Origin of the sequence: uncultured Anaerococcus sp., from assembly GCF_963510915.1 — a bacterium.
Classification (GTDB): domain Bacteria; phylum Bacillota; class Clostridia; order Tissierellales; family Peptoniphilaceae; genus Anaerococcus.
The window spans coordinates 37,032-57,575 of sequence record NZ_CAUPHG010000001.1; the positions used below are offsets into that span (position 1 = coordinate 37,032).

Sequence of the window (20,544 nt, forward strand, 5' to 3'; positions counted from 1 at the left end):
AAAATCAAGCTTTTAATGGATAGTCCTTATATTGAAGAAGTCAATAGAATGATTGACTTGAAAAGCAGTATTAAGGATATTAGAGCGTACCTTGAAAAGCAAGGGTTTAGCATCTCAAATGACTATTTAAGCAAGTATAGGAAAATAAGAAAGTCCTATTCAGTAGAAGAAAATAACCTTGAAGACTTTATCAATAAGGCACCAGTTAAAAAACTTATAGAAGACCAGGAAAGAGAAATCCAATCAGGGTCGCAAGTCAATAAGCTAAAAAGTGATATGGAGTTTTTAGATATGGTTATCCAGTCAGGATCAGACCAGCTAAAAACCTTAATCAAAGAAAATGACTACTTAATTACTATTGACAATGTATTTAAGGCTATAGAATTAAAAGACAAGCTAACAGATGGAGCTTTGGCGGGACTAACACAATTTGGTATTAAAAACTTGCAGGAAATAACAGAAAAGAAATATATGCAGTTATTACAGTCAATGTTTAAGTATGTACCAGATAACGAGAAACAAAAGGTATTATCCGAGCTTGAAGTTGTAGAAGAAGATTACTACAAGGAAACAGATTATTACGAAGACTATTTAAGAAACGCAGGAAAGACCGAAAAAGAAATCCAGAAGAAATTAAAAGAGGTCGAGGAAGATGAAGATTAATTCAGCAAGCAAGCTTTTAAAAACTAAATACAGCCAAGATAAGCTAATTAATAATGCAGTCGATACTCTAATCACTAATTTTTTTCTTGATGTTGCAGATGGCACAGTAAGGGCAAAAAACGTAGAAGACCTAAACCGCTTGATTAATATAAGCTTATTATTAAAGAGTATGGATAACGGTAACGGAGATAATCAAGAATTATTGCTTGATACTCTAGGATTGACCGAAGATGATAGCCTTAAAGAATTATATAGTCGAATGCTAATCCGTATGAACAATTCTAATGATGAAGAAAATAGGCCGCCAGATGGATTATTCTAAAATCGAAGAGACCTTACAGTCGACTACAGATTTAAGAATTGACTTTAGGGAATATCAAATGACAAGCCTAAATGACAGATACCTTATATTAGAAATAAACGGTTATAAGGTTCTAGGATTCATAAGCCCTAATGAATTTATAGACCAAGAAACGGTCGAGAGATACTATGGAGAAGAAGCGAATTTTCTTAATTATTGCTATTACCCATACTTAAGAATTATAATAACAAATCCTAATGGTCTTGATGATAAGGAATATATTTTACACCTTAACGAGGCTAGCTTTACAAACGGTCTACAGGAAATAGACCTATATAAGGCAAGTGATACTATACAAAGTCTAGGCGGTATTCAACCATGGATAGCGTAAAGATTATAGACAATGTAAATTCTTTTAAGTCGAGCCGAAAGGCCAAGAAGAGCCTAGAAGATACAATTATAAGAAGTTTTCCGGCCTTATGGGCACTTAAGTATAAGCCTATAAAATCTAAGCCTATGACCTTTATATCAAATCATAATCCATTCGCACATAGACCGTGGCAAGAAGCGGTATTGAATGACAACCACCCTAACAAAGTTATTCAAAAAGCAAGACAGCTAGGTATGAGTGAACTTGCAACAGCCGAGGTTTTATGGTTTGCAGATACACATGACAATGTAAATATCATGTATACATTTCCTACCATGGCACAGATGGCGGACTTTTCCAGGACTAGGGTAAGTCCAGTTATAAAAGATAGTCCACACCTACAAAGACAAGTAGCAAAAGACCTTAATAACGTATCTAGTAAAAAAATTGGCACTTCTAATATTTTTATGAGGACGTCAGGCGACGGATCACAAGGTGAAGGTGCTGATATAGATATGTATTGTGCAGATGAGTATGACAGAATGAGGCTAGGAACTGAACTAGCTTTTAAAGAGTCTATGTCTTCATCTAAATATGGCCTTATGCGAAGATGGTCTACACCGACTTTACCAGGTATAGGAATAAATGAGTTATACGAAAAGTCAGACCAGCGAAGGTACTTATACAAGTGTAAACATTGTAATACATGGCAAGAGATCACAATGGATAATATTATCCAGGTTAAAGATGGTTTTAATCCTATTACAGAAGAAATCGAAAATGGCACTTATGAGTATAGGTGTATTAAGTGTAGAAAGCCTTTAGATAGGTGGCAGGTCGGTAAGTGGATTGCCAGGAGACCTGAAATTAAAGATACTAGAGGCTATTTTATATCACAGCTAAATGCACTTCATATATCAGCCGATTCTATTATGCGTAGGAAATTAGAATATCCTTTTAAACAGTTATTTTATAACTATGTATTAGGCGAACCTTATGCAAATAAAGGTTTGGAAATCCAAGAAAATGATGTTAAAACACATATTGTATCACCACACGAAGAAGTAAATAGGACAGATGAATTTATAGGCTATATAGCAGGTATAGATTGGGGCGAGCCTACATGGGTACTAGTTTTAGGAATTAGACCTAATATGACAATACAAGTTGTATGTATGCGAGAATTTAAGCGTTCTAATGTTATGCCGCTTATGGACGTAAAGCAAGTTATATCACTATTAAAACCATTTGAACCAGATTATATCATAGCAGATGCAGGATACGGCGCAGATAAGAATACAGAATTATTAAGAGCCTTTCAATATAGCGCTTATGCTTGTGCATGGACTACTACTACAGGACCTTATTCTCATATAAACTTTACAGACCATTGGAACGAAAAGACCAGGCTTGTAAAGGTAGATAAGACTTCTAAAATGCAAAGAACAATCCAGGCAGTAAAGCAAGGCTTTATTGGATTTTATTCTTATCAAGACGAGATGACACAGATACTTACAAAACATTTAATGAATGTACAAATCCTAGATAGGGACAAAGACGGTTATATTTATCAAGTAGCGACCAGAAAAGGTGCAGACCACTTAGCTTGTTGCTTAGCTTATGCACTCATAGGTGTTGATAAGTATACACAGTATGGATCTAAAATATCTAAAGGTTACCAGATGGATTTGGTAGAAATCTAAATATTATAAAGAATTTAAGACGGTTTTTGCCGTCTTTTTTGTGGCAAGATACCCAAGCGGTAAAGGGGACGGATTGCTAATCCGTTAGACCTTAAGAGGTGCGAGGGTTCGAATCCCTCTCTTGTCGCCAGAAAAACAAAAATAGGAGAATTAATTTATGTTAAGAGTTTTTGAAAGCTTTGCCGGTATAGGTACACAAAGAATGGGACTTGAAAGGGCAGGTATAGACCATGAAGTGGTAGGAATTTGCGAAATAGATAAGTTTGCTATTGACTCATACCAAGCTATACATGGAGAAACTAAAAATTATGGAGATATTAGCAAGATAGACCCTAAAGACTTACCAGATTTTGATTTATTTACATATTCTTTTCCTTGTCAAGATTTATCCATGGCCGGCAAACGAAAAGGATTTGATAAGGATAGTGGCACAAGAAGTAGCCTACTTTGGGAATGCGAAAGAATAATTGAAGCTAAAAGACCTAAATATTTACTTATGGAAAATGTTAAGGCTTTGACCTTTAAGAAGAATAAGGGGGGGGGTATCAGAAATGGCTTGATATACTCACTTCTCTAGGTTATACAAACTATTCAAAGGTACTTAATGCAAAAGACTATGGAATACCACAAAATAGAGAAAGGGTATTTTGTATATCAATCTTAGATGATACACAAGGATTTGAATTTCCAGAAAAGCAAGTACTGACCACTAGACTTAAAGATGTATTAGAGGATAAGGTTGATGAAAAATACTATCTATCTAATGACAGGATAAAACAATTAGTCGGTATTGTCAGAAATTGGGGAGTCAAGGGTAAAACAGTTTTTGACTCTTCAATTAATGATCCAAAAGAAAAGGAAGTAGCTAATTGTATCACTACAAGGCACAGGGGAGTTAGTAATAGAAAAAGCGAAGGGAATGTAGTAGTAGAACCAGAACTTATACAGACTCACAAACTATATCATGAAACAAGACCTAGACCATCTGAATTTAGAGTTTTTGACGATAAGGGGCTAAGTCCTACACTTACGTGCAATCATAAGCCTTGTATAACGGAGCAAGAAGAAAATAAGGCACTTACCATTAAAAACGGCAATAAAAAAGGTTACCTTGAAGCACATAGCGGAGATGGCATAGACCTTATCAATCCTAGATGTAATAATCGTAGGGGTAGAGTACAAAAAGAATCTTGCCAAACCTTAACTTGTAATAGTGATAGGGGAGTAGTTACAGACGATTTAAGAATCAGAAAACTTACCCCTTTAGAATATTGGCGACTTATGGGAATTGATGATGAGGATTTTTATAAGGCTAGAAAAGTAAATAGCGATAGTCAGTTATATAAACAGGCGGGTAATGCAATTGTAGTAGATGTATTAGCCGCTATTTTTATGCAGTTATTTAAGGCGAATAAAAAGAAATGATTAGTAAATGATTACATCTTAAAACTTGAAGTAAAAGTGATTATAGTATATAATCCTAGTAAGAGAAGCCACCTCTTAATCATCAAAAAAAGCCACAAAGCTTTCAAACTTTGTGATATGAGTGAATAACAATATTCCCACAAGGGTAACAAAAAAGCAGGAGAGTCAGTCCTGCTTTTTGCTTTTGTCTTTGTTTCTTCTTTCTTTCCATAACTCGAAAAGAATATTAGAAAACAAAGGTAATATGAGTGATGACATAATTGTCAACAATAATTCCCCCATCGGGCAACACCTCCTTTCTTCAAAGGGGCAGATTTATTATACCATAATATGAGAGAGTGTGTGAAAACTCTCTTTTTTAATGGAAAAACTTTAAAAAACTTAAAATAATACTTGACTTATGGTCGACCATAATGTATAATATAATTACAGTAAGATATTACTTACTGAATATGGCAAGAGAAAGGAGATAACAATGGATCAAATGGGAATGACTGACAAACAATTCAATGGTTTTCTAAGAATGTTATTGGATAGGCTTGAAGAAATAAAAAGCGAAGATAACGAAGAAGAGAAAACAAAAAGGCTAGAAAAAATAATCGAAGATTTGCAAAAAACACTTGAAGACTAAAAAAGACCTCTAAAAAGAGGTCAAACCAAAAAGTATAGGCTGGGCTTGCCACTAGCCTATGCTATTATTATATTTTAATGGCAAGAGAAAGGCAAGTTGTATGTGAGCAAAGATAAAAAGAAAATGGGTAGACCAGTTGAAGATGAACCAAAAACAGAAAAAATTGGGATAAGAATATCAAAGTTAGATTTAGAAAGATTAGAATTTTGTTCTGAAAAGCTAAATAAATCTAGAGCAAATGTTATAATAGACGGAATAAGAAGAACTTATAAAGAAATTAAAGACTAAAAAAATCCCCGTGGGCAAACACGGGGAAAAGTAGTGTAATAATCACACGTACAAGGATATTATACTACTTTTTAATTATATATAAAGGAGTATAAAGTGAATACAATACAAATAATCGATAGAAGCATAAAAGTTAAAGAATATCAAGGCCAAAGAGTTGTTACATTTAAAGATATAGATTATATTCACCAAAGACCAAAAGATACTGCAAGTAGAAATTTTAGAACAAACAAAAAACATTTTATAGAAGATGTTGATTATTTCAATTTAAGTGTTGATAAATGCAAAAACGACGAAATTCGTCGCTTTGGAATTGAGAGTCCTAGAGGTGGGTATATTTTCACCGAAAGCGGATACCTAATGCTAGTAAAATCTTTTACTGATGATCTAGCCTGGCAAGTACAAAGGCAACTTGTAAATTCATATTTTAGATTAAAAGAAGAAGCATATGAGCAACTAGAACTAGAACCCTACAAGCTAGAAAAGAAAACCTAAAAAAAATTTAAATTTATCCTTGACAATAAGGTACTAACGATATATAATTTTAAATGTGAGGTACTAATATGGAGAAAAGAAAATTAAGAATTATTTTTCACAAAGCAGGAAATGGAAGAGGAGCTAAATTAAATATGCCAATACCTTGGTTACGTGATTTAGGAATAGATGAAAATGAAAGAGAGGTGGAACTGATTTTAGATAAGAAAAACAAGGAAATTATAATTAGGAAAGATGACAAATAAAAACTCCTATACCTCACAAAAGAAATATAGGAGAAAATAGTATAATACTATTCGCAATAACATTGTACTATTTCTTCTAAATATTACAATTAGGAGAATAATATGTTTAAATCAATGATGTATCGTAGTAATCTAGTAGAAATAATAAATTTTAAAGATAAGATTTTATTCAATCCTTATGATGTTGGCAATTGTTTGGATATGAAAGAAGAAACAGTTCGTTACCATATAAGAAATTTTAATGAAAATCAAGTTATAAAAATCAAGAAATCAGATGTTGGTTTAACAAACAATTTGAATATTCCACCATCTGGACGTAGTTTTTTAACTGAAAGTGGTGTATATAAATTATCTTTTAAATCAAGAAAACCCGAAGCTGAAAAATTTACAGATTGGGTTACAGATGAAGTATTACCTAGCATAAGAAAGACTGGTAAATATGAGATAAAAGGCGAGCAACTAGAACTAGACCCATACAAGCTAGAAAAGAAAACCTACAAAGGTAAGCCTGTTTTGATTGTAAGAGATTTAGAGTATCTAACAGGACAAGCTAAGAATAACTTAAATTGGATCATAAAGACACAAGGTTTAGGTTTTTTGTTACAAGGTAGGTCTTTAGATGATTTTAAATATGAAAACAAATCTTTTTATAATATGAAATATAGTCTAAACATACTCTTTGAAGATGATGTATATAATTTGATAAAGAGATATGATGTTGATTCAGATAAGCTAGAAGATGTTGACAAGTATTTTGAAACTGATAGTAAGGAAAAATTTAACAAAGATGTAGACTTATATATTAGGCTTAGAGATTTGAAGAATCTTTATAGGTCTTTAGGGCTATATGAAATAAATAATGACCTAAGAAAGAAAATAACAAGAATAATATCAGAAGAACTTGTAAGGCTAGGAGTTTTAGATAAACCTAGAGATGATTTTAGTTTAGGTTCAGCCGAAGTTTGGAATATGGAAAGTGAAATAAGTAATCTTAGGTTGTCACTAAGCAAGGGAAAAGATTATACAAAAAACATATTAGAACTTGCAGCAGAATGTAACAATTAAATATAAAAAAATCAAGGATAGTCATTCAGGCTATCCTTTTTACGTATAAAAAACTAGGAGGTGTAATCCTATGGCAATAAAAATAAAAGGCTTTAAAAAGGCAAATAGAGAGCATAAATGCTTGTGCAAGGCTAGCAAAAACACGATAAATGAAGAATCAGCACAATATCCTTTAAGAGATACTTATTTAAGAGTGTTACAAACCGAAGCTAGTATTGTCTTTGATAAAGTTATGAAACAAGCGGTAGATGAAATATACCAAGTATTGACAAGTAACTAAAGGTTACTTGTTTATGAAGTGGTAGTTTAATCAGGCAGAATGTCGGTCTCCAAAACCGAAGATATAGGTTCAAATCCTATCCACTTTGCCAAAAAATATTATAAGGGAGGTTAAGCATGACCCCAAGGGATAAGTACAGGAGAGTTAAGGTTATACTTGACCGATACTTAAAAATAATTAATAAGATAGCTAGAGGTGGTAAGGTTGATCCAGCTTTAGCTAAAAAATTAGGCATACCCCAAGAATTACAACCTTTACTAGAAAGGGCGCATAAAAGGGGACAGTTAGAAGTTAAGTACGAAAACATGAACCTTAATCCAGAAGAGGTTGAAAGGCTTACAAGAGAGATAAGGCCAACTAATAACCCTATATTCAAACTTACAGAAGAGAGCGTAGAAGATGGTCTTAATTATCAATTAGATAAGTTTAGACAAAGGGTATCTAGTACTACTATTGATTATCTAAAAAAAGAATTTTCAGTTATAGATGATGTTTTTAAAGATGATAGGCCTAGAGACTCATGGCTTGCAAGCGAATTAAGAAAGATAACTAAAGATAGCAAGCAAGATTGGGATATGGTCGTAAAAACCGAGCTAATGAATAGCAAAAATGAGGGTATAGCCCAGGCTATTATAGATGGTTCTAGTCCATATTCTAATAAGGGTTTAGAAACAAAGGTGTTTAAAAGGCCTAGCCCTAATGCTTGTAAACATTGTAGGGATTTATATTTAGAAAAAGATGATAAGACGCCGAAAGTGTTTAGTTTATCAGAATTAATGGCTAATGGCACTAATTATGGCAAGAAGGTAGGAGAGTGGCAACCGGTTATAGGAGTTACCCACCCACATTGCCAATGTATGATTGAGGTACTACCAGATGGAGCAACATTTGATAAAGATGGCAGAATGATTTACGAAAGGAGGATTAATGACAGAAAAGCAGAGATATAAAGTCAATTTTTCTTCTAAGGGCGGTTCATTTAATGCGGACCAATTCGCACCCAGGATAGAAAGAAGTTACTACAATTATGATCCACCTATGCAGGATATGTTTGTAACTACCGACTTTAAAGAAAAAGATACAAAGCTATCATTTGATTTATTAAAACAAGTATCTACCAAGGTAGCACCTATAGCAGCGGTGATAAGCACCAGGATAGACCAGGTAGGGGCTTTTACTTCTAGAAGTAAGTACTCTACTAATGGAGTTGGATTTAAGGTTAAATTAAGAGATTCAAGCATAGAGCCTAACGAAGAACAAGAAAAGACCATTGACAGGATTGAAAGATTTATCGAAAATTGCGGTAATAATGATAATCCTAATCGTGATAATTTTGATATATTTATTAGAAAAATATTAAGGGACTCATTAACTTATGACCAGGTAAATTTTGAACTTGAATATGATATAACAGGGGAATATATACAAGCCTTTGAAGCGGTAGACTCTACAACAATAAAGCCTACTTTAGAAGATTTTGAGATTGAAGAAGCAGCATTAGCAGATGATGTCGATACTAGAGAAGGTGAAGAGTTAGCCTATGTACAAGTTATAGATGGGCAGATTGTAGCAGGCTTTACAGCAGATGAAATGGCCTTTTCAGTAAGAAACCCTAGGACAGATGTATATAGTCAGCCTTATGGTCTATCAGAAATAGAGCTAATAGTTAGTCAAGTTACCTCTTACCTTGAAGCCGAAGAATACAATATGAGATTTTTCCAACAAGGAGGAATGACAAAGGGAATCCTTAATATCAAAAACGAAAAGGGAGGACCAGCCCAAGGTGACAGGCAGACCCTAGAATCCTTTAAAAGGCAATGGAGAACACAGGTAACAGGGCAAAAGGGAGCATGGAAGATACCAGTATTCACCTTGCCAGGGGAATTAGAGTTTATAAACATAGCCCAGTCCGGTGGTGAAATGGTATTTGAAAAGTGGATAAACTACTTAATCAATATTATTTGTGCTATATACAAGATAGATCCAGCAGAAATAAATTTCCCAAATAATGGTGGTGTAGGCGGTAAAGGTTCAAGCCTTTTTTCAGGCGATAAGGATAAGGTTGACCAGTCAAAAGCTAAAGGATTGTTACCACTCTTACAATACATTGAAAATATTATCAATAGATACATAATATCAAGATTTAATATAGATGATGAGTACGTTTTTGTATTTGATGGTCTAGATAATGAATCAGAATCAGAACAAGTAGACCTAGCAAAAAGAAAGACAGAATCTTACATGACTATTAACGAGGTGAGAGCAGATAAGGGCTTGCCAGAAATAGAAGGTGGAGATATTATAGCAAATCCTTATTATCTACAAGCTATGCAATTATCACCAGGTGGTGACAGTATGGGATTTGATTTTGATAGTTATGGAGATGATGAAGAAGATAATCAAGAAGAAAGCCCAGAAAATGGCGATACAGACCAAGGCGAAGAAGTAACAAGCGATGATTTATTTAGTAAGTCTTTAAAGCAAGTTAATTTAGAGCTTGAAAAAGAAAAAGTCAGTATTGATGATTTGAAAAAGTCTATATATAGGTCTAAGCTAACACAAGCACGTTAGAAACAATATCTAGCGTGTTTTTTTATGTCTAAAAAGGAGAAAAACAATGGATTCATATAAATTTCAAAAAGCGTGCAAAGAATGGCTAATAAAATACTACAAAGACCACTATAACAAAGTTATAGGAATCGAGGACGTATTTGTCGTGTGGTCTTGCAAAACTTTACAAAATAATAAAATTCTAATATCTACAACCATAGATGATGGTGTATATGTAGAAGTAACCTATAACGGAGATAAGAAAGAATCGTACTTTGATATTTACACAAAAGTTAGAAATGTTTTAGTGGAAAATCAAAAATTATTTAAGGATTAAAGGGGTGATAGAATGAAAATGAAAATAAAAGGCTTTAAAAGCCTTATAAAGGCGGTTAGGAATAGGGCACACCTAGTTCCTGTTATGACACTTATAAACGGTAAATTTAAAACTTACTATGGTAAAAGATATGTATCGCCAGGCGAAGCTATGGAGACAGCAAAAGAGGATTTTAAAATAAATCCATATCAAGAGGCAATCTTTGAATCAAAAGATGGAAAAAAGAAAAATATATCCGAAAAAGAAGTCCTAGAAATGTATGATGCGGCGGGCAAGCCAGGAGTCTTACAAGACTTCATCAAGAAAAACTTTAAAAGACCTAAAGTTAAAGCTAGCACTAAAGATAATGGGCAGTTGTCGTTTGATAATATGATGCAAGATAGCAAGCCTACAGAAAATGCAAAAATCAAGGATAATAAGCAAGAGACGCAAGTTGATGACAAAGAGACTCAAAGAAAAGAAAGAAAACTAAACTTTTACCGCAAAAAGTACAGTAATGGAAGTCTTGAGATTGATGTGGAAAATATGGGAAATGTGCTTGATTCCAATGGCGTTCCCGCTGAAAAAGAGTCAGATATAAGGAAAGGTTTAATTTTCCAATTCAACACTGAAATAAACTATATGAAAAATAATGCTCCTTTTAGTGATATAAATTCCTTTGATACGATTAAAAAAGACTATGAAAGACATAAGGTGCTAAGAGAAGCGCTTACCTCAAAAGACAGGATAGGACCTCTTATGTATCGTGGCACGGACAAGATAGATTATTGGCAAAAGGCAGTAGAGGTTGGGGTTTTCAACTTAAACCAATTATATGATTTTGACAATGATTATAAAAACGGAAAATATGACAAGTATGATGCAGCTCTTGACTATATACCTAGAATGTTATGCCAACAAGGCGCTAATGTATGGGGTAGATATGATATGAAGAGACTATACTTTAATGCGGCCGGAGATAGTGTTGCTGATAGAATAGCAAGTGAACAAAATATGGAAAAAGATAGCGAAGATTATGATGCCTTGAAATTCTATACTAGCAGTATGTACTTAGACCTTAACAAAGATAAGCTTTATATTGAAAAAGATGGTGCTAATAATAAATACCTAGACGGATCAACACGTGAAAAAATATTATCATATGCTAGAGAAAAAATAAATGAATTGGAATCGCAAAAAACAGGTGATGAAAACAAGCCATCTAAAGATTCTATAATGACTATAGAGCAAGAAAAAATGTTAATTAGGAGATTAAAAGCACGTAGAATGCAGGATAATCCATTCAAAATAAAGGCAGATGAATGGGAAATGATTAAACTAACGGACACAAGAGGTGTTACTATAAATGGAGTTGAAATCAAGGGTAAGCGCGCTTACAACATAGAACGAACACTTCAAAATATTGATTTTGATTTGAACACTGGCAAGGTATCAAGTTTTGATGGAGCCGATAAAGAAATATTATCCATGGCGCAAGATGCTATTGATAAGGTTGTATCAGATATAAAAGCCGAAACACAAGGCAGTGAACCAGACCTTAACGCACTAGCTGAACAAAACCAAGCCCTAGAGGAAAAAAGAGCCAAGCAAAGATTAAGAGAAAATTCAAAAGAATATATTGAAGAAAACAGAAAAAGAACCACACTTGACGACTTAAATGCTAGAGATAGATTTGGTACTAAAAAAATAGAGAGCAAAGGTGAATATAAGCAAGTATCCAACATTAATGAGTTGATAGATAAAGCAAAGGCGATTAAAGACTACCATGTAGATGTTAAGGGTAGAGCTATTTTAGATATGCTAGGTGTAAATTTACCTATGTATTCAAAGAGAAATGGCAAACCATTTTCAGGAAAAAACTTAGGTTACTGTAGGTCAAATATAAATGACGAAACAGGCGAAGTTATTCCATATGAAATAGGAATAGTTGCAGAAACAGGAAATTCAACAGAAGAGACAGGAGCGATTATTCATGAAGCTATGCACGCAAGGATAAAGGGCATAAGCCAAAATATCTTAAATAAATGCTTGATAAAAGGCGGATTATTAGAAAAAGAAGTTCAGCATAACGTTGAAGAAAGCTTGGTTGAAATGGCAGGATTTTCTTTAGCGAAAACAATTCATGGAAGTGACAATTATAAGGAAATAATGGCCTACCCAGAAGAAATAGCCTTAACCTTGCCTAGAATTTGGGGTGTTGAAGAATTTAAAAATGCAAGAAAAACAGGTATAAATGGCATAGGAAAAGAAATATACAATCAAATAATGTCAGGCAACAAAGAGTTTATAGACAAAATTGCCAACACCTATGTATCAGATGAGGCAAAAGACAAAGCAAACAAAAGAACAGCAGCTATTGAAAAAACTATGCTAGATAGAACAGATAAATTAGAAGCAATAACCGGCGGCAACGAAAAATCGCCAATAGGAAACTTAGTCGAGGAATTAAAACGTGGTACAATTTCACTAGAAGTAGCACTTAACAGTAGTAAATATGGAGCAATAGCCGCAGTACTGATAACTAAATTCTTAGAAGATGAAGACCTAGACGGCATCGACGCTTTGATTGGATCATTATAGGAGGATACGAATGGCAAAAGTTATTAATTCTTTAGAAGAAATGAAAAACGAAATTTTAAAAGAAGTAGATGGACAAGAAAACTTTAGAGAGGTATCAACAGTTTTAAACATTATGTTATCAGATGATATGTTAGATGGAGTAAATAAAGCACAAAATTGTTACGACCACCTAGTAGAACTAGGCGAACAAAAACTTGCAGATAAATATATCAAACCCTTAATTTAAAACAATAAAAATCAAATACAAACTTTTAAAAGGCACTTATGAGAAATCATAGGTGCTTTTTTATTGCATATCTTTATATAAAAGGGTGGGAGGTAGGGAGTAAGTACTTTGAGAAAGGAGGATAAGATTGTGAGGGATATGCAGATTTATGTACCTTTAGTAGACCTTATAAAAAGTGAAGAATCAAAAAGCTTTAATTCTAAAAAAGGAATCATAGGCAAAATTAAGGGCTTAGCTAGTACACCAGACCTTGACTATCAAGGTGAAAAAGTTGTGCAAAAAGGCCTTGATATTTCATCATTTTTAGAAAAGGGATTTTTAAACTTGGATCATGACAACTCTAGGATTGTTGGTTATCCAGATAAGAATAATACGAAAATCACAAAAGACGGTCTATACCTAGAAGGGTACTTGCTAGACAACGCAGATGGCAGAAGATTTTGGGAAACCGCTATAGCCCTACAGAAGTCCGGGACTTCTAGAAGATTAGGTTTTTCTATTGAAGGACAAATTCTCAAAGAAGACGAAAAGGGCCAAATACTTAAGGCAAGAGTAACAAATGTGGCAGTAACAAGCACACCTTGTAATGCTAATGCTACATGGAATGCGGTAGTCAAATCAATGACGGCTTGCACTACAAGCGATACAGCCCTACTTAAAGAAAGTCTAGAAAATGGAAAAATCTACTATCAAAAAGCCCTAGACGGTGACAGGGAAGTATTAGATACACTTAAAACCTTTAAAAACAAGCTTAATAAGAGCGAAAACGAAGACGATATAAAACTATATCTCATGATGTTTAAAGGCATATACGGCCCCGAAATGGAAGATAAAGTACACCAAATAATCAACTTTAAGGAGTGAAAATGGACGAAACAAAGAAAATAGGAATTGATGAAAAACTCAATCGACTACTTAAAAATGTAACAGACGACTACTTTGCAAAAGATGAAGTAGACGATGATGAAGATTATATCAGCGAAGATGAAGTCGCAGGCACAAATGATGACGAAATAACTTATGATTTTTCAACAACCGAACCCGAAGAGGAAGTCGAAGGCGACGAGGAAATCGAAGAAGATAATGAACTAGAAAAGGCAGAAGAAGATGAAATTGCCGAAGAAGAGGAAGCAGAACCAGAGGCCGAGGAAGAATCAGAAGCCGAAGAAGAACAAGTCGAGGAAGAAGACGAAGATGTAGAGGAAGTCGAATATGACGACCTACTAGAAAGAGTCAGAGAGGATTTAGGCCTTGATGAAATCAATGGCAGGCTTGACGACCTAACAGCCAACCTAAGCAAGGTTGTAGACTTACTAGAAATCAATGCTGACAATTCAAATGAAGTAGTAGAAAAGAACAAAGAACTTGAAAAGTCAATCAACCTACTAACTAAGAAATTAAAAAAGTCTGAAAATATCAGAAAGTCAGTACAAAACGCAAAAGTTTTTAATAAATACGAGGAAGAAAAGAAAACCTACAAAGACTTATCAAAGTCACAAAGGGCAGAAATCCTAACAAGTGAACTTTTAGCAGGCAATAAATTTGTAACAGCTACTGATGTAAGTAAGGCAGAACAAGGTGCACAACTATCTAATAAGTGCATAGCAATAATCGAAAAACATTTATAATTTTAAAATTAGAAAGGAAATAAAAATATGGCTTTTAGCGCACTAACACAAACACAAATTCAAGACCTTTATAAGGCACTAACTACTAATGACTTTGCACAAATTAACCCAGGGGCAGAAGGCGGAGCCGCCATTATTCCTCAATCACTAGAAAATACACTTAAAACACTAACTTATACCGAACAACATTTAAAACTATTTAGAGATATTCCAAAATCAAAAGCATTCTCAAACGTTGAAGAATTTAACGTTGTAGACTCTTATGGTGAAGATATACCAGGATTCCAACCAGAAGGTATTGCAGGACTTGATACTACATCTAACTACAAAAGACAACTTGCAAAAGTTAAGTGCTTGAATGTAACTAGAGCAGTAACAGACCTAATGAGACTAGTAAATACTGTATCAGAACCAGAAGCCCTAGAAACTAAAAACGGTATGAAATATATACTAGGTCAAGCAGAAAGCGCACTTTTCTATGGTGACTCTAGTCTAGCACCAGCAGGTGAAGAAGGTCTACAATGGGACGGTGTATTTAAACAAGCAGCAAAAGAAAATATTGTCGACTTAAGAGGTAAACACCTAGAAGATACCCACCTTAATGACGCAGCAACAGCAATTCTAGATAACTATGGAACACCAACCAAAGCTTACCTACCAATGAATGTTGCACAAAAATTCTCTGAACAATACTATCCAAACCAAAGGGCACTAATGAGTGTTGAAAGCGGAGAAATGGTAGCAGGAACTACTGTAACTAAATTTAATACCCTAGGTGGTACAATCGACCTAACACCAGATGTATTCCTAAGAAGAGGCTTGAAGGCGCTTAATACTAACGAGGGAGCATTTGGTCAAGAACCACCAACAGCCCCAACAGTAACAGCAGCAGTTGGCGAAGAAGACCCTAAAAACCCAGCTAAATTTGGCAAAGGTGGCACATTTAAGTATGCAGTAGTTGCATATTCACACAAGGGTAAATCAGTAGCAGTAGAAGCAGGTACACCAGTTGTTGTAGCTGAAGGTGACGCTAAGAAAGGTGTTAAGCTAACAATCAAAAACTCTGATACACAAATCCATGAACCAGAATACTTTGTAATTTATAGAACTGAAGACAATGGATCTCAATTCTATGAAATTGGCAGAGTTGGTGCTAAGTCTAGAGATAAATCAGCAGTAACTGAATTTATCGATAGAAACGAAACTTTACCAAACACAGGTGAAGCAATTATCGGTCAATTTGATGAATCAGCAATCACCTTTAGACAATTACTACCAGCCTTTAAACTACCATATGCAATGACAGGTCCAGTAAGAAGATTTGGTATCTTCCTTTACGGTACACCAATCATCTATGCACCAAAGAGATTTGTAACTATTAAAAATATTAAGATTGACTAGGCTTTTAGCCTAGTTTTTCTTTAAGGAGAAAATCATGCTAATTAAAAACTTAAATCTAGCTAATTGTAAAATTGTTATAGGCGAGTCAGAGCCTATAAAGTTTGATGAAAACGGCAAGGCTGAAATCGCCCCAGAATTAGGTCAAGAGCTTTTAAAACTTAAAGGCTATGAATTAGTCGAGGAAAAGATAAAAAGCGAAACAGGGGCAGATAATAAAGAAAAAGAGCCAAAAGAAACTACACTAGCAACAGGAACTGTTGAAGTAGAAGAAATGAAAGTAGGCGAACCTAGAAAAGAATTTAAAGTAGGCGAAGCTACAGAAATTAAAGACGGTGAAGAAGTCTTCCAAGAAGACCTATTACCAAACTATGAATCCTTATCAAACAAAGAACTAAAAGACCTTATCAATGAAAAAGGAGAAAAAGTACCAAACGGAGCAACCAAGGCAGACCTTATAGAAATCCTAAATAACCTTGAAAAATAGCAAAGGAAAGGAGAGGGTATGAGAAAATACTATGACAATATGTATGAAGAAGAGAATCCCTCTTCTAGTGATAAAAATAAAAAAACTGATGAAAAGTTTGTGCTTCCAGAAGATCCAGAAGCTGAAAAGCGTATCAAAATTAATGGCCTAACCACAGATGACTTAATAGATAATCACTTTCAGGGTATAGACCTTATGACTTATGATGGTACACCTTTTTCTAGAACATTTTTAGTATCAAGTCTTAATTCAGCAATAGACAGGGCTGAACAGGTTTTTGATATTTGTATAACACCTAGAGAAATCAAAGAAGAATTACACGACTTTGAAGGCAACAGCTTGTTTGATTCTTACCAGTACACACCACTTTTCAAAAGGCCAGTAAGGGAAATTGAGTCTATAACCTACAAGATGGGAAATAGGCAAATTTTACAAGTCCCTAAAGAATGGATTCAGCTTGACAAGAGGGTAGGAGATGTAACAATTTTCCCTATAACAGGATCAGTAAATTATATCAACCCAGCCCTAGGAGTTGCAGTCCCTTATTTTATGACAAGGTCCTATATGCCAATGGCGGTATCAGTAAACTATAAGGCAGGTATGGAAAAAGACGAAATACCTCATAATTTGCTAGATTGGATATTTAAGTATGCAGCTATAACAATCTTTGAGGTATGGGGAGACCAAATCATAGGTGCAGGTATTGCTTCAGCTTCAGTTTCTCTTGACGGATTAAGCCAGTCCATAGGAACAACCCAGTCAGCTATGTATGGTGGAGCTAGTGCACGTATTCTAGAATACAGAAAAGACTTAGAGGAATTAACACCTATTATTAGGAAATATTTTGCTAGGTTTGATTCTGTTGTACTTTAGGAGGCAGTTATGGCAGCAGGGGTAAGTTTTAATCCTATAAATTTTGATGAATTAATCGAAAGTCACGGCTATAACGTTTCTTGGTATCAATCCATAGTTTGCGAGTGCATGAGCGAAGGCCAGCCTAGTCCACATTGCCCTTATTGTAAAGGTGAAGGCTATAGGTATATACGAAGAAAAGAAATAAAAGTAGTAGCAACTAGCTTTAATGGTAATCAAGTTTTTAAGCTTGAAGGTATATCCGAGCCAGGCACAGTTTATGTTACACCAGAAAGAGATGTAATTATGTCTTATCATGACAAGTTAGATTTTTTTGAGATTGACTGTAGGTATTCCCAAGTGGTAACAGTCAAAGGAAATAGGACGTCTAGCACTTATAGGCCTATAAAACAAGTGGTTTTTGTCATGGTAGGAAACTATATCTATGATGAGAAAGTAGACTTTGTTATAAGCAAAGATAGACACCACTTAGAGTGGATAGACTCAAAGACTAAGCCAGTAGATGGATCAAAGATAAGTATTTTATACTTAACTAGTCCAGAATACATGATTAAGGATATGAGCCACGAGCTAAGGTCAGTAAATACCAGAAAGGGACACGTTAGTCCACAAAGTGAAATCATGCCAAAACAGTATCTAGCAACCAGAGTAAATTTTGCTTATGGAAATACCGTAAACGCAAAAAGAGAGTATGAACCTAGCGTAGAAGAGAAGGGAAGTTTTTCTTATGACTGATAAAATAGGAGATGCTATTGATAAAATAGCTAGTGACACAGTAAAAGCGACTTTATCCTATGCTAGAAGCGAGCTTATTTATGAAGCCCACACAAAATTACAATCTACAAGTATAGATTATAAGCAAGCTATATCCGGTGTAATTATGGACGGACCACTACAAGGCCACGTCCAACTAGATGGGAAATTCCCGGCTATGCTAGAAAAGGGATTTGGTCAGTTTAATGAAAAAAGAGGATTTGCCAAGTCACCTAAAAAGAAAAAGATAACTAGACGTATAGACGGAAGAAATGAGCCGGGATGGTTTTTAACCATACCATTTAGGCACAAAACAAGCGGCAAGGGGTCTTTACCTACCAAAATATTAAAAGCCGCTAAGGGCTTAAATTATGGTGAATATCTAAATGAAATTCTAGTAAGGGAATTAGGCTATAGTCCGCAAAGGTCTAAGGCTGGCTACAAATGGAAGAACTCTAAATATGACTACATGATTAGGACAGTCAAGACCTATAAGTCAGAAACTAAAAGGGGCCAATACCTAACCTTTAGAAGGGTATCGGATATGTCAGATCCTAAAAGTTGGCAACACCCAGGCTTTAAGGGTATTAAGGCTTTTCCAAAGGTAAGCCAAAAGGTCGAAAAATTTGCTTATGATTATTTGGAGGCTAACTTATGATCCAGCTTATAGACTTATTTGTAAAAAACAAAATAAACAAGGTTTTAAATTACTTATCTAAAAATGTTGAATTGATAGATAAGTTTTTTTTATATGCAGACGAAGATACAAACAGAGATGTAAAAACATTTATAAAAGACTTCAAAATCAATGTAAGGTCAAGCTATCCTAGAGAAGAACTTTATCTACCGTCAATAATAGTCCTAGTCGAAAACGAACAGGAAGTAAACTATGGACTAGGAAGCGGCATAGATGAAAACTATGTAGGTTTAGGTGAAAACTACCTAGATTGGCCTAAAGGGAAAAAACACCCAATACAAGAAAACATACAAATGCACACCAGCATAAGGTGCGAAGTTTGGAGTGATAATGCAGTTATCACTTCTTTTTTGTATGCAATAACCAAATATTGCTTGTTAGCAACTAGAAAAGAGTTTGAAGAAGAAAACATAATCCTATCTAGTCTAAGCGGTGGAGACCTAGAGCCTATACCAGATTTTATAAACTTTTTTGTATATCGTAGGGCTTTAAATCTAGAGTGTGAATATACTTCAAGCTATTACAGGCTAGGCGAATATGCAGGCAAGATGGACTCACAATTTAATCTAGGAACAAGCCTAGACAAGATTGATATTGAAGCGAAAGGAGTTGTCAATGACAGAAAAGCAAACGGCGACCAAAACTAAGAAAGACACAGCAAAAGAGCCAGAAAAAAGTGGAAGATTAGTATCTTTTACAGAATATTTTCTAGGCAAGAATGTAAGAAGCGAAACAAAGGCAGCCATTAAAATTAGAATCGGAAACGACTTGTATAAGAGCAAGGAAGAATGGGATTTGATTTTAAAGGAAGCTACAGAGTAGAAAGGGGTAAAAATGGCATTTAAAAAAGGCTATCATTTTCACAATATAAGATACAGAAAGCCAGGTGTATATTCAAATGTTGTTAGCGACATGAGAATATATAAGGCAAATGGAGCAAAAAACATAGCCCTCATAGGTACTTCTAAAGGTGGAGTACCAGGAGAAATAACAATCATAGAAGACCCGGAAGATGCGCAAAAAATCTTAAAGGGTGGAAATCTTTTAGACGCAGCACTAAAAGCTTACGATCCGGTTATAGAAACTAAAGACGGTGTAAACTTAGGCGGGGCAGACCAAATATTCTGTATTAGGTCTAATAGCGCCACAAAGTCAACAGGTAATGTTTTTCAAACCAAAGAAGTACCAGCTAAAGTTGGCAAGGTTATAGCAACCCAGCTAGCTAATTCAACAGGCAAGCTAACAGTTAGTGGAGAATATACAGGCAAAGAAAACAAGACTTACAAGATAGAGATAACCTCTACAGGTCTTAAAGACTTATCCGAGGCAACATATGTATTTTCTTTAGCTTCAGACGAAGATTCAGTAAGTGAAGAATTAGAACTTAAAAATACCGCAAATGCTACCAATAAAGAATTGGGAGATGGCATAAAGATAAGTTTTGCTGAAGGCAAGTACAACCAAGGTGACACTTTCTTGATACCATGTACAGCACCAGTAAGTGAATCAGAATTTGTTTATACAATTACCTCAAAAGATAATGGCGAAG

General features: G+C 34.6%; 27 protein-coding genes and 2 tRNA genes. All 29 read left to right on the forward strand.

Going from position 1 to position 20,544, the window contains the following annotated elements; genetic code table 11:
* Nucleotides 1–15 precede the first annotated feature (15 nt).
* The gene (locus RQ893_RS00335) at nucleotides 16–663 is read left to right on the forward strand and encodes a hypothetical protein (RefSeq protein WP_311481068.1); all 648 of its coding nucleotides are present in this window, start codon (nucleotides 16–18) and stop codon (nucleotides 661–663) included.
* Nucleotides 653–985, forward strand: a complete 333-nt coding sequence (locus tag RQ893_RS00340; protein ID WP_311481069.1) for a hypothetical protein — start codon at nucleotides 653–655, stop codon at nucleotides 983–985. Before RQ893_RS00335 ends, RQ893_RS00340 begins: the two co-directional genes overlap by 11 nt.
* Complete coding sequence (locus RQ893_RS00345; RefSeq protein WP_311481070.1) at nucleotides 948–1,355, forward strand: hypothetical protein; 408 nt, start codon at nucleotides 948–950, stop codon at nucleotides 1,353–1,355. The genes RQ893_RS00340 and RQ893_RS00345 overlap by 38 nt, the downstream gene beginning before the upstream one ends.
* On the forward strand, nucleotides 1,343–3,037 hold the full coding sequence (locus RQ893_RS00350) for a phage terminase large subunit family protein (protein WP_311481071.1): 1,695 nt from the start codon (nucleotides 1,343–1,345) through the stop codon (nucleotides 3,035–3,037). The genes RQ893_RS00345 and RQ893_RS00350 overlap by 13 nt, the downstream gene beginning before the upstream one ends.
* 42 nt (nucleotides 3,038–3,079) lie before the next feature.
* Nucleotides 3,080–3,167: transfer RNA gene (locus RQ893_RS00355), tRNA-Ser, on the forward strand.
* A 27-nt stretch (nucleotides 3,168–3,194) separates the two neighbouring features.
* The gene (dcm, locus tag RQ893_RS00360) at nucleotides 3,195–3,614 is read left to right on the forward strand and encodes a DNA (cytosine-5-)-methyltransferase (protein WP_311481072.1); all 420 of its coding nucleotides are present in this window, start codon (nucleotides 3,195–3,197) and stop codon (nucleotides 3,612–3,614) included.
* Nucleotides 3,599–4,462 (forward strand): DNA (cytosine-5-)-methyltransferase, encoded by an 864-nt coding sequence (dcm, locus tag RQ893_RS00365; protein WP_311481094.1) that lies wholly within the window; start codon nucleotides 3,599–3,601, stop codon nucleotides 4,460–4,462. Before dcm (RQ893_RS00360) ends, dcm (RQ893_RS00365) begins: the two co-directional genes overlap by 16 nt.
* Nucleotides 4,463–4,937: 475 nt before the next feature.
* Nucleotides 4,938–5,093 carry an odorant receptor gene (locus RQ893_RS00370; protein WP_265214635.1) on the forward strand — a complete coding sequence of 52 codons (156 nt, stop codon included), beginning with the start codon at nucleotides 4,938–4,940 and terminating at the stop codon, nucleotides 5,091–5,093.
* A gap of 102 nt (nucleotides 5,094–5,195) precedes the next feature.
* Nucleotides 5,196–5,381: a hypothetical protein gene (locus RQ893_RS00375; RefSeq protein ID WP_311481073.1), complete on the forward strand. Its 186-nt coding sequence runs from the start codon at nucleotides 5,196–5,198 to the stop codon at nucleotides 5,379–5,381.
* 96 nt (nucleotides 5,382–5,477) lie between these two features.
* Nucleotides 5,478–5,876, forward strand: coding sequence for an ORF6N domain-containing protein (locus RQ893_RS00380; protein WP_311481074.1), 399 nt, complete (start codon nucleotides 5,478–5,480; stop codon nucleotides 5,874–5,876).
* 68 nt (nucleotides 5,877–5,944) lie between these two features.
* Complete coding sequence (locus RQ893_RS00385; protein WP_311481075.1) at nucleotides 5,945–6,121, forward strand: hypothetical protein; 177 nt, start codon at nucleotides 5,945–5,947, stop codon at nucleotides 6,119–6,121.
* Between the two features lie 102 nt (nucleotides 6,122–6,223).
* A complete protein-coding gene (locus tag RQ893_RS00390; protein WP_311481076.1) occupies nucleotides 6,224–7,186 on the forward strand; it encodes a BRO family protein in 963 nt (320 codons plus the stop codon).
* 70 nt (nucleotides 7,187–7,256) lie between these two features.
* Nucleotides 7,257–7,466 carry a hypothetical protein gene (locus tag RQ893_RS00395; RefSeq protein ID WP_311481077.1) on the forward strand — a complete coding sequence of 70 codons (210 nt, stop codon included), beginning with the start codon at nucleotides 7,257–7,259 and terminating at the stop codon, nucleotides 7,464–7,466.
* Between the two features lie 15 nt (nucleotides 7,467–7,481).
* Nucleotides 7,482–7,557: transfer RNA gene (locus RQ893_RS00400), tRNA-Trp, on the forward strand.
* Between the two features lie 25 nt (nucleotides 7,558–7,582).
* Nucleotides 7,583–8,416: a hypothetical protein gene (locus RQ893_RS00405; RefSeq protein WP_311481078.1), complete on the forward strand. Its 834-nt coding sequence runs from the start codon at nucleotides 7,583–7,585 to the stop codon at nucleotides 8,414–8,416.
* A complete protein-coding gene (locus RQ893_RS00410; RefSeq protein ID WP_311481079.1) occupies nucleotides 8,394–10,037 on the forward strand; it encodes a phage portal protein in 1,644 nt (547 codons plus the stop codon). Before RQ893_RS00405 ends, RQ893_RS00410 begins: the two co-directional genes overlap by 23 nt.
* Nucleotides 10,038–10,083: 46 nt before the next feature.
* Nucleotides 10,084–10,353, forward strand: coding sequence for a DUF6275 family protein (locus RQ893_RS00415; RefSeq protein WP_311481080.1), 270 nt, complete (start codon nucleotides 10,084–10,086; stop codon nucleotides 10,351–10,353).
* A 12-nt stretch (nucleotides 10,354–10,365) separates the two neighbouring features.
* Complete coding sequence (locus RQ893_RS00420) at nucleotides 10,366–12,933, forward strand: hypothetical protein (protein ID WP_311481081.1); 2,568 nt, start codon at nucleotides 10,366–10,368, stop codon at nucleotides 12,931–12,933.
* Nucleotides 12,934–12,943: 10 nt separating this feature from the next.
* Nucleotides 12,944–13,159 carry a hypothetical protein gene (locus RQ893_RS00425; RefSeq protein ID WP_311481082.1) on the forward strand — a complete coding sequence of 72 codons (216 nt, stop codon included), beginning with the start codon at nucleotides 12,944–12,946 and terminating at the stop codon, nucleotides 13,157–13,159.
* Nucleotides 13,160–13,267: 108 nt separating this feature from the next.
* The gene (locus RQ893_RS00430; protein ID WP_311481083.1) at nucleotides 13,268–14,023 is read left to right on the forward strand and encodes an HK97 family phage prohead protease; all 756 of its coding nucleotides are present in this window, start codon (nucleotides 13,268–13,270) and stop codon (nucleotides 14,021–14,023) included.
* A gap of 2 nt (nucleotides 14,024–14,025) precedes the next feature.
* Nucleotides 14,026–14,787: a hypothetical protein gene (locus RQ893_RS00435; RefSeq protein ID WP_311481084.1), complete on the forward strand. Its 762-nt coding sequence runs from the start codon at nucleotides 14,026–14,028 to the stop codon at nucleotides 14,785–14,787.
* Between the two features lie 27 nt (nucleotides 14,788–14,814).
* Nucleotides 14,815–16,188, forward strand: coding sequence for a hypothetical protein (locus RQ893_RS00440; protein WP_311481085.1), 1,374 nt, complete (start codon nucleotides 14,815–14,817; stop codon nucleotides 16,186–16,188).
* 34 nt (nucleotides 16,189–16,222) lie between these two features.
* A complete protein-coding gene (locus RQ893_RS00445) occupies nucleotides 16,223–16,672 on the forward strand; it encodes a hypothetical protein (RefSeq protein ID WP_311481086.1) in 450 nt (149 codons plus the stop codon).
* 18 nt (nucleotides 16,673–16,690) lie between these two features.
* Nucleotides 16,691–17,545, forward strand: a complete 855-nt coding sequence (locus RQ893_RS00450; protein WP_311481087.1) for a hypothetical protein — start codon at nucleotides 16,691–16,693, stop codon at nucleotides 17,543–17,545.
* Nucleotides 17,546–17,554: 9 nt separating this feature from the next.
* On the forward strand, nucleotides 17,555–18,280 hold the full coding sequence (locus tag RQ893_RS00455) for a hypothetical protein (RefSeq protein ID WP_311481088.1): 726 nt from the start codon (nucleotides 17,555–17,557) through the stop codon (nucleotides 18,278–18,280).
* Nucleotides 18,273–18,956 carry a hypothetical protein gene (locus tag RQ893_RS00460; RefSeq protein ID WP_311481089.1) on the forward strand — a complete coding sequence of 228 codons (684 nt, stop codon included), beginning with the start codon at nucleotides 18,273–18,275 and terminating at the stop codon, nucleotides 18,954–18,956. The genes RQ893_RS00455 and RQ893_RS00460 overlap by 8 nt, the downstream gene beginning before the upstream one ends.
* Entirely contained in the window at nucleotides 18,953–19,642 is a 690-nt protein-coding gene (locus RQ893_RS00465) for a hypothetical protein (protein ID WP_311481090.1), read from the forward strand. The genes RQ893_RS00460 and RQ893_RS00465 overlap by 4 nt, the downstream gene beginning before the upstream one ends.
* Nucleotides 19,611–19,817, forward strand: a complete 207-nt coding sequence (locus RQ893_RS00470; RefSeq protein WP_311481091.1) for a hypothetical protein — start codon at nucleotides 19,611–19,613, stop codon at nucleotides 19,815–19,817. Before RQ893_RS00465 ends, RQ893_RS00470 begins: the two co-directional genes overlap by 32 nt.
* Nucleotides 19,818–19,829: 12 nt before the next feature.
* On the forward strand, nucleotides 19,830–20,544 hold a 715-nt coding region (locus RQ893_RS00475), incomplete at its 3' end, for a hypothetical protein (protein WP_311481092.1).

Coding starts and splice junctions, on each gene's coding strand:
- RQ893_RS00335 (WP_311481068.1), top strand. CDS start 16: ATGGATAGTCCTTATATTGAAGAAGTCAATAGAATGATTGACTTGAAA.
- RQ893_RS00340 (WP_311481069.1), top strand. CDS start 653: ATGAAGATTAATTCAGCAAGCAAGCTTTTAAAAACTAAATACAGCCAA.
- RQ893_RS00345 (WP_311481070.1), top strand. CDS start 948: ATGATGAAGAAAATAGGCCGCCAGATGGATTATTCTAAAATCGAAGAG.
- RQ893_RS00350 (WP_311481071.1), top strand. CDS start 1,343: ATGGATAGCGTAAAGATTATAGACAATGTAAATTCTTTTAAGTCGAGC.
- dcm (WP_311481072.1), top strand. CDS start 3,195: ATGTTAAGAGTTTTTGAAAGCTTTGCCGGTATAGGTACACAAAGAATG.
- RQ893_RS00370 (WP_265214635.1), top strand. CDS start 4,938: ATGGATCAAATGGGAATGACTGACAAACAATTCAATGGTTTTCTAAGA.
- RQ893_RS00385 (WP_311481075.1), top strand. CDS start 5,945: ATGGAGAAAAGAAAATTAAGAATTATTTTTCACAAAGCAGGAAATGGA.
- RQ893_RS00390 (WP_311481076.1), top strand. CDS start 6,224: ATGTTTAAATCAATGATGTATCGTAGTAATCTAGTAGAAATAATAAAT.
- RQ893_RS00395 (WP_311481077.1), top strand. CDS start 7,257: ATGGCAATAAAAATAAAAGGCTTTAAAAAGGCAAATAGAGAGCATAAA.
- RQ893_RS00405 (WP_311481078.1), top strand. CDS start 7,583: ATGACCCCAAGGGATAAGTACAGGAGAGTTAAGGTTATACTTGACCGA.
- RQ893_RS00410 (WP_311481079.1), top strand. CDS start 8,394: ATGACAGAAAAGCAGAGATATAAAGTCAATTTTTCTTCTAAGGGCGGT.
- RQ893_RS00415 (WP_311481080.1), top strand. CDS start 10,084: ATGGATTCATATAAATTTCAAAAAGCGTGCAAAGAATGGCTAATAAAA.
- RQ893_RS00420 (WP_311481081.1), top strand. CDS start 10,366: ATGAAAATGAAAATAAAAGGCTTTAAAAGCCTTATAAAGGCGGTTAGG.
- RQ893_RS00425 (WP_311481082.1), top strand. CDS start 12,944: ATGGCAAAAGTTATTAATTCTTTAGAAGAAATGAAAAACGAAATTTTA.
- RQ893_RS00435 (WP_311481084.1), top strand. CDS start 14,026: ATGGACGAAACAAAGAAAATAGGAATTGATGAAAAACTCAATCGACTA.
- RQ893_RS00440 (WP_311481085.1), top strand. CDS start 14,815: ATGGCTTTTAGCGCACTAACACAAACACAAATTCAAGACCTTTATAAG.
- RQ893_RS00445 (WP_311481086.1), top strand. CDS start 16,223: ATGCTAATTAAAAACTTAAATCTAGCTAATTGTAAAATTGTTATAGGC.
- RQ893_RS00450 (WP_311481087.1), top strand. CDS start 16,691: ATGAGAAAATACTATGACAATATGTATGAAGAAGAGAATCCCTCTTCT.
- RQ893_RS00455 (WP_311481088.1), top strand. CDS start 17,555: ATGGCAGCAGGGGTAAGTTTTAATCCTATAAATTTTGATGAATTAATC.
- RQ893_RS00460 (WP_311481089.1), top strand. CDS start 18,273: ATGACTGATAAAATAGGAGATGCTATTGATAAAATAGCTAGTGACACA.
- RQ893_RS00465 (WP_311481090.1), top strand. CDS start 18,953: ATGATCCAGCTTATAGACTTATTTGTAAAAAACAAAATAAACAAGGTT.
- RQ893_RS00470 (WP_311481091.1), top strand. CDS start 19,611: ATGACAGAAAAGCAAACGGCGACCAAAACTAAGAAAGACACAGCAAAA.